This is a genomic window from Pseudaeromonas pectinilytica (genome assembly GCF_054780855.1).
Genome location: NZ_BAAGVN010000337.1, coordinates 20,977 through 27,660 on the forward strand (window position 1 = coordinate 20,977; position 6,684 = coordinate 27,660).

Here is a 6,684-nt window from a genome sequence, read left to right on the forward strand (position 1 = left end):
AGGAGGCAATATGAAGGTTATCGACCTATCACAACGTACTCCTGCATGGCACCAGTGGCGCATTGCAGGGGTTACGGCATCTGAAGCCCCAATTATTATGGGGCGTTCACCCTACAAAACACCTTGGCGATTATGGGCAGAAAAAACCGGATTCGTATTACCGGAAGACCTGTCGAATAATCCTAATGTGCTTCGCGGTATACGGTTGGAGCCTCAAGCAAGGCGAGCATTTGAGAATGCGCATAATGACTTTCTTCTGCCGTTATGTGCAGAAGCCGATCATAACGCAATCTTTCGAGCCAGCTTTGATGGCATCAACGATGCGGGCGAACCCGTTGAATTGAAATGTCCTTGCCAGTCAGTTTTTGAGGATGTGCAAGCTCACCGAGAACAAAGCGAGGCGTACCAGTTGTATTGGGTGCAGGTACAGCATCAAATACTGGTCGCCAATAGCACGCGTGGTTGGTTGGTATTCTATTTTGAGGATCAACTGATTGAGTTTGAAATACAACCAGACGCGGCGTTCTTAACTGAATTGCAAGAAACAGCGCTTCAGTTTTGGGGGTTAGTACAGACTAAAAAAGAACCGTCAAAATGCCCTGAGCAAGATTGTTTTGTTCCTAAGGGTGAAGCCCAATACCGCTGGACATCGCTGTCTCGGCAATATTGCTCAGCACATGCCGAAGTGGTTCGACTGGAAAATCACATCAAATCTTTGAAAGAAGAAATGCGAGAAGCTCAGTCGAAATTGGTCGCTATGATGGGTAACTACGCTCATGCAGATTATGCTGGGGTCAAACTCAGCCGCTACATGATGGCGGGCACGGTGGACTATAAGCAATTGGCCACCGATAAGTTAGGCGAGCTGGATGAACAGGTTTTAGCCGCTTACCGAAAAGCGCCACAAGAGCGGTTGCGCATTAGCACCAGTAAGCCAGAGCAGCCCGTTGAAACACCAATCAAAATCAGTCTTGAGCAAGAGAAATTGGTTCTGCCAGGTGACTCGCCGAGCTCATTTTACTTTTAACGTTCACTTGGAGCCGATTTCGGCTCCTTTCTCATGCGCTTACATCGAGTGCATCAGAAAGCAGTTTCACTCGTAGCCAATGCTGGGTACGAATGATAGAGCGAGCTGAACTCTTACATACACAGCCATACCACAATCAACACACCACCCGACGGGGACTTCATTCCCTGTTGGGGCATGGGGCCTCGTTAAAACTAATGAGGTTTACCATGACAGAACAATCCCCATTTTTGGTTCAAGTGAATCAAGCGTTTAATGTCCCGGCTCCTGATACTTTCGTTCTGGAAGGATATGGTGCCGACACTACCCATCCAAACATTCCCGTTCGCAAGGACGAGTATGTTTTTAGAAAAGAAGACTTACGTGACGTATTGGCGTTCTTGTCTCACCCAGACGGTGACGGTTTGTATATTACAGGCCCCACGGGATGCGGGAAGACCTCGCTAATTTGCCAAGTTGCTTCTCGATTGAATTGGCCTGTTCAGCAAATTACTGCGCACGGTCGATTGGAATTGTCCGATCTTATCGGTCACCACACACTGGTTAATGGCAACATGACCTTTGTGTATGGACCGCTGGCACTGGCTGTCAAGCATGGCCATTTGCTGATCATTAATGAAATGGATCTTGCTGAGCCTGCTGAACTGGCTGGGCTCAATGACATTTTGGAAGGTGCCCCGTTGGTCATCGCACAAAATGGCGGTGAGATCATCATGCCACATGCCAAGTTTCGTTTTATCGCAACCGGCAACAGTGCGGGCAGCGGTGACCAAACGGGCTTGTATCAAGGTGTGCTCCAACAGAATTTGGCTTTTCTTGATCGCTTTAGAATCATCGAAGCGACCTATGCAGAGCCTTCTGTAGAGGAAGCCATTCTGGAGAACGTTGCGCCGGGCTTGCCAGAAGTCTTTCGCCAGAAAATGGTGAAAGTGGCTGGTGACATTCGTCGTCTCTTTATTGGGGGCGCGGATGGCGGTGCTGAGCTTAGTATCACCATGTCCACTAGGACCTTGGTGCGCTGGGCAAAGTTAACACTTGCTTTTAAAGGCGCTCCTAACGCAGTGGAATATGCACTGATTCGGTCTTTGACGGCTCGTGCTGAGTTGGAGCAACGAGAAGCCATTCACCGTATTGCCGCTGATGTCTTCGGTGACCACTGGGAGGATTGATGATGGAAAAGTGCTTTGCTCTTTACCGTTACAGTCATTCTGATGGGACAGCCAAAGAATGGGCCATTTACGTTGGATCAGATACCCTGGAGATTGAAGTTCGGTTTGGAAAAGCAGGTCAATTGTCGCAGCAGCGATTGATTGACTCGACTGATCCTAACGCTGAAGCAGACCGACGAATCAATGAGAAAATCAACAAGGGTTATCGATTTGTTGGACAAGTCGGCATTGATCATCAAGGGCGGCCATTTGAACTCTCAAATGCGCTTGATAGCGTCGCGTGCGCCAATAACGTCAGTTGGGAGTTTCGTACTCGCAAGGACGTCAATGGCCAAATCTCGCTGGCGCAAAAAGCGTTGTTCGATATGGCAAAGCTGCTTGAAGCCTATGGCTTGGCTGTTATTGATGATAACCAGGTCAGGATTGGAGAATGGTCATTAGGGTTTTGCAAAAGCGGATTACCTAGTACCAATCAAATCAGCATGGTGTCAGGTGAAGGCGCTGGCATTGTTAACAATGATGATGGCCCGTGGCCATTGTTGCTGTTACTGGCCTTTAAGCGTCAATTACCACCACTGTGTTCGCTAACAGTAGCGAGTCCTGAAGGGATAGAAGTATCCGACCAACTGAAGTTGGAAAAAGATGTATTGCGGTTGCTAGGCAGTGATTTAGAGCGGGTTCGCCCGATAGCTGAAGCACTGGACTTAATGCCTGCGAAAATCGATCTCAACCAATCGTCGCCTGATTCGCAAAATTACTATTTCTGATAGTGGTATTGCCATTAGCGCGTCAACTACTACCACCCAAACGGGGGCCATTGCTCCTGTTGGGAGTGGTGCGTCCCCATCTTACATGAGGATGCACTATGAGTATTCAAACCCTCGACAAACTTTTGATTTGTCACATCGACTGTTCCATCTGGAGCGGTAGAAAAAAACTAAGGCCTGAAGATTTCAGATTAGCTAATGGCAGCCAACTTCCACCGAAGGATGTTGCCAGCTTAGGGAGTAAAAAAATTTGCGACCCAGAGGCATTGGCGAACTTTGAAAGGCTTAAGAAAGAAGCGCAGCGCTTGTGTGAGCAAGTCGGTGTGCGGTTTTTAGGTGGCTATGCCGTGCCTGAGAACCGAATTGATCAGATTGTTCCAGAGCTTGACCGGATCGGTCAGGAGTTTGCGCAGTGTAAGCAGTTGTTCTTGGACAACTATGATCAGGTGACGTTTGACTGGGTTGCAAAACACCCGGAATTTGCAGATGCAATCCGGCGTGCGCTGTCACCCATCGAAGACGTGGAACAACGGCTTCAGTTCGATTATGCCATTTATCGAATGCAACCGGCTGAACAAGCTGGTGGCTTAGATGACAAGGTCAATGGCATGGGACACACCCTCTTTAGGGAGGTGGCTCGTGATGCCAATGAACTGTTTGAGCGTTCCGTTGCAGGTAAGAATCAAATCAGTCAGCGTGCCCTTAATCCTCTCAAACGGTTAAGAGACAAGTTGGATGGTTTGTCATTCCTGGATCATCGAGTTCAGCCGATGGTTGAAGCGATGGACAATTTATTTGTTCGTCTGCCGAAGACCGGCCCTGTGACAGGCAATCTCTATCACGAACTGATGGCGACCATTTTAATTTTGTCTGATCCAGACAAGATGAGAATGCACGGTGAAGGCCAATTGGATATCAGGCAACTGATGCCCAAACCAGAACCTAAACCCGCACAGCCAGTATCTGCTCAGGCAGATAACTTACGTGCAATACCACAACCAACCGTCAGACCAAACCTTGGTTCGACTGTACCAAACTCATTTTATTTCTAACGTCCTTGAGGGCATGTTGCCCTTAAGGGCGCATGTCCTCTGAACTATGTAAGAGGAAATTATGCAATCAACCATCCATAACCCCAGCCAACTGAACCAGTTAGAACCGCATTTTCGTGGTGTGACTGATGCGGTTGAAAGTGAATCGATACCAGAAGTGGCGTGTTGTCGAACGTTAGTACAACGATCGTACTCAACACATAGTGTCGTGATCCCCAAGAACCCTGTACTGATCGCAGATGCGGACGGGCAAGGTGTTTGGGTAACGGCCATGGTGTTTGTTCCAAACATGGCATTGCAGCAAACCGCTTTTGAGCGGGCCTGGCTGCAATATCAACACGAGGTGTCTACTCAGTTACAAGACCAGTACGGTCTGACATTGGATGACATCCTGAGTTTAGACCAGCTTAAAACGTCATTTGAGCAGCACGAGAGTCCAGCTCAATTGGTGGCTTGGTTAGGTCAAAAATACGACCTGGATAAGCTAAAAGCACAGGTTTAAACACTTACATTCCCAGCGGGGAAACGCTCCCGCTGAGGGAGTATTCCCCCTAATGATTAGGAGACTCCCATGAATCATCCATTAAAAAACGCACTGCCAATCGTTGCCGCCGCTTATGGCGAAAAGTTTGGTGTGAAGGTGCTTATTCAAGGACAAGATGCGTTTACCGATGGTGAGCGGATTGTGATCCCAACAGCAAACCCAGACGACCCACACTATCAACAGATAGCTTGGGGTTATCTGGCTCATGAAGCGGCGCATATTCGGCATACCAATTTTGACATGGTGCAGAAGGCGTCGTCCAAGCCGATCCGTAAGGCACTTCTCAATATCATTGAGGACGTTCGCATTGAAAACGAATTGGCAAAGGATTACCCCGGAACCCGGCGCAGTATTTCGCAAGTGATTGAGTACATGGTGGACACACAGCAAATGAGTGTACCTGAACAGCTTGAGCCTGCATCTAACTTGCAAGCCTGGTTGTTGTTCCGCTTGAGATGCCATTTTCTGGGTCAGAAAGCGCTGACACCTCTGTATCAAGCGGTTGATGAAAGAGTGAGACAACTCTTTCCTGCCGCAGCGATGAGCCGGTTAAGCGCTATGCTGACAGCAGTGCCTAGCCTGGCATCTACAGGTGAAGTGCTGAAACTTGTCGATGCCATCGTTGCCATGTTGGAAGAAGAATCTCGTCCACCACAGGATGAGTCGGATGCTGATAGCGGTAATGACATTGGACAAGATGCAAGTAATGACAGCAATAACAGTAGTGACAGTCAAACCCCGGAAACAGACTCGTCTGCAGCGGGGGATTCAGATAACTCTGATCAAGCTGACAATTTGCGACAAGCCTTAGAGGCCAGTGCCGCTCAGTTTGAACCCGATACCTTTGCACAAGTGGCAGAAGTGTTGTCGGAACAAGCTGAAGGACATCTGGGCGTCACACCACTCAGTTTGCCCCAAGCAGAGCAGGCTATGTTGGGTGATGAGGCTATCTTGACCTTATCGGCGTCGGAGTCTGCTCAAATTCGAGCCCGACTTAGGGGCATGGTTCAGTCCAGTCAGGACAATCGGAATCATGCCAAACGGCACGGTCTTCGAGTTGCAACCCATCGTCTTGCCGCCTCACAAGCAGGTGAATCGAGATTGTTTATTCAAAGGCAGCCGCGCATTGCGCCCAATGCTGCTGTGCACTTGCTGGTCGATATATCGGGCTCAATGGGTAAGCCCATTGGCGAAGGTAATCGCAAGTACTTTCATGTTGCCAATGAAGCCGCTTTGGCTTTGGCCATGGCACTGGAAGGCATACCGGGTGTTGTACCTGCGGTCAGTTATTTTCCTGGTATTCATCAGGAAGTTTCTATCGCGTTATTGCCCAAGCAATCGGTTCGACATCGGGCCGCCTGTTTTGACCAAAAACCACGAGGTTGTACGCCTATGGCACAAGCAATGTGGTTTGCGGCAAACAGTTTGTTAGCGCAAAAACAGAAGCGAAAGCTAATGATAGTGCTAACGGATGGTGACCCAGATGATTGGGCTGCCACGCATGACATTGTTGACCGGTGCAGACGAAGTGGCTTTGAGCTTCTGGGAATAGGGATTCAAACACGCAGTGTTGAGAAATTCTTTCCTCAAAGCATTGTGATTAACGATGTCAAAGATCTGAAGCGTGAGTTATTCGAAGTAACACAACAACTGTTAATTCAGTAACCACATCAACTTTACCACCCTGCGGGGACGATTCCGTCCCCGTCAGGGCATGGGTTCGTCTCCGCTTTTTTTTGGAGACTCCTATGAAAAACAAAAAGTTCTTAGCTGGCGAAGAAACCGGTACTTATATCGTTCCTGAGCAAGTGACTGAAGCGGATATCTTAGATATGGCGCTCAAGCTTGCCCGTGGTCGATTAAGTAAAGGTCGAAAAATTGAACAGCCATCGTCGGCGTTCTCATACCTGCAAACACTGATGCACGAGTATGAGCACGAGGTTTTTGGTGTGCTGTTTCTTGATACAAAGCATCGCGTTATTCGATTTGAAGAGCTGTTCAAAGGCACTTTAGATGCGGCGAGCGTGTATCCAAGGGAAGTAACTGCATATTCCCACGCATGGCGATCGCTCAATAACATTCATGCCGATCACGTAATAACATCCATGCCGATCACTCAATAACA

7 protein-coding genes are annotated in these 6,684 nt (G+C 48.5%); all 7 read left to right on the plus strand.

Features of this window, described 5'->3' with window-relative positions; translation table 11 throughout:
• The first annotated feature begins 10 nt into the window (after window positions 1-10).
• Window positions 11-1,027 (plus strand): YqaJ viral recombinase family nuclease, encoded by a 1,017-nt coding sequence (locus ACYVG7_RS15470; protein WP_460883988.1) that lies wholly within the window; start codon window positions 11-13, stop codon window positions 1,025-1,027.
• Between the two features lie 209 nt (window positions 1,028-1,236).
• A complete protein-coding gene (locus ACYVG7_RS15475) occupies window positions 1,237-2,196 on the plus strand; it encodes an AAA family ATPase (RefSeq protein WP_054104226.1) in 960 nt (319 codons plus the stop codon).
• On the plus strand, window positions 2,196-2,963 hold the full coding sequence (locus ACYVG7_RS15480; RefSeq protein WP_460883989.1) for a hypothetical protein: 768 nt from the start codon (window positions 2,196-2,198) through the stop codon (window positions 2,961-2,963). Before ACYVG7_RS15475 ends, ACYVG7_RS15480 begins: the two co-directional genes overlap by 1 nt.
• Window positions 2,964-3,061: 98 nt before the next feature.
• Window positions 3,062-4,015, plus strand: a complete 954-nt coding sequence (locus tag ACYVG7_RS15485) for a DUF3150 domain-containing protein (RefSeq protein ID WP_460883990.1) — start codon at window positions 3,062-3,064, stop codon at window positions 4,013-4,015.
• 61 nt (window positions 4,016-4,076) lie between these two features.
• Entirely contained in the window at window positions 4,077-4,517 is a 441-nt protein-coding gene (locus ACYVG7_RS15490) for a hypothetical protein (protein ID WP_460883991.1), read from the plus strand.
• A gap of 69 nt (window positions 4,518-4,586) precedes the next feature.
• Complete coding sequence (locus ACYVG7_RS15495) at window positions 4,587-6,224, plus strand: VWA domain-containing protein (RefSeq protein ID WP_460883992.1); 1,638 nt, start codon at window positions 4,587-4,589, stop codon at window positions 6,222-6,224.
• Between the two features lie 83 nt (window positions 6,225-6,307).
• On the plus strand, window positions 6,308-6,682 hold the full coding sequence (locus tag ACYVG7_RS15500; protein ID WP_460883993.1) for a JAB domain-containing protein: 375 nt from the start codon (window positions 6,308-6,310) through the stop codon (window positions 6,680-6,682).
• The last annotated feature ends 2 nt before the right edge of the window (window positions 6,683-6,684 follow it).

Bases quoted from the DNA above. Each gene is read 5' to 3' on its own strand.
- ACYVG7_RS15475 (WP_054104226.1), top strand. From the start codon at position 1,237: ATGACAGAACAATCCCCATTTTTGGTTCAAGTGAATCAAGCGTTTAAT.
- ACYVG7_RS15480 (WP_460883989.1), top strand. From the start codon at position 2,196: ATGATGGAAAAGTGCTTTGCTCTTTACCGTTACAGTCATTCTGATGGG.
- ACYVG7_RS15490 (WP_460883991.1), top strand. From the start codon at position 4,077: ATGCAATCAACCATCCATAACCCCAGCCAACTGAACCAGTTAGAACCG.
- ACYVG7_RS15485 (WP_460883990.1), top strand. From the start codon at position 3,062: ATGAGTATTCAAACCCTCGACAAACTTTTGATTTGTCACATCGACTGT.
- ACYVG7_RS15500 (WP_460883993.1), top strand. From the start codon at position 6,308: ATGAAAAACAAAAAGTTCTTAGCTGGCGAAGAAACCGGTACTTATATC.
- ACYVG7_RS15470 (WP_460883988.1), top strand. From the start codon at position 11: ATGAAGGTTATCGACCTATCACAACGTACTCCTGCATGGCACCAGTGG.
- ACYVG7_RS15495 (WP_460883992.1), top strand. From the start codon at position 4,587: ATGAATCATCCATTAAAAAACGCACTGCCAATCGTTGCCGCCGCTTAT.